Raw genomic sequence first — 737 nt, 5'->3', positions numbered from 1 at the left:
GTTTAAATTCCAATCAAAAAAGCTGACAGGTGATTTATGAGAAAACCGATACTTGAAGAAGGAAAATCATATACTTTTTCCGATTATTTCGAACTGAGTAATCCTACCAAAGAAATTGTTGCAGAGTTCGGTTATCAGTTCCGGCTGAAAAAGATCGATCTTCCCGTACATCCTTTCAAAGGTTCGCTGGAAAAATTGAAAAATACTTTCTATAAAAAACTACCTCATATCTCACTCAACTCAGAAACAGCAAAACGGGAAGTTCTGGTTGCCCCGCTTCTGCTGGAACTGATGGATCATATTGAAATAGATATCGATATAGAATACCCTCTATACGTCAGTAATCAGCTTAAAGGAAATATTGATTATTTTGTAAGATCGGAGATCAGTTTGATAGTTATCGAAGCTAAGAAAGCAGATATGGAAAAAGGATTCAGCCAGCTGGCTGTAGAACTGATTGCGGCTGACAAGTATATTGAAGAAAGCGATGCTTCCATATACGGAGCGGTTACGGTCGGAGATTTATGGAGATTCGGAGAGCTTGACAGAAAGGAAAAACTGGTATCAAAAGATATTGATTCATACCGTGTTCCTTCCGATCTTGAAGAACTTTTTTCGGTCTTGACAGGAATACTCAGTTCCCGACATTCTGACATTTCAGATTAGCAGGAAAACAGGGGCAGACCCTGAGGTATCCCCACATTATTGCAATCTAAAACAACGAGTTATGGAGCGAA

General features: G+C 38.9%; 1 protein-coding gene. It reads left to right on the top strand.

Annotation, left to right across the window (positions count from 1 at the left end; translation table 11 throughout):
• Positions 1 to 36: 36 nt before the first annotated feature.
• The gene (locus E1958_RS19675) at positions 37 to 666 is read left to right on the top strand and encodes a hypothetical protein (protein WP_133513376.1); all 630 of its coding nucleotides are present in this window, start codon (positions 37 to 39) and stop codon (positions 664 to 666) included.
• Positions 667 to 737: the final 71 nt, after the last annotated feature.

Origin of the sequence: Candidatus Thiosymbion oneisti (assembly GCF_004359955.1) — a bacterium.
Classification (GTDB): domain Bacteria; phylum Pseudomonadota; class Gammaproteobacteria; order Chromatiales; family Chromatiaceae; genus Thiosymbion; species Thiosymbion oneisti.
The sequence above is the reverse complement of the archived record's forward strand: the minus strand, read 5'-3'. Positions and strand labels throughout refer to the sequence as shown.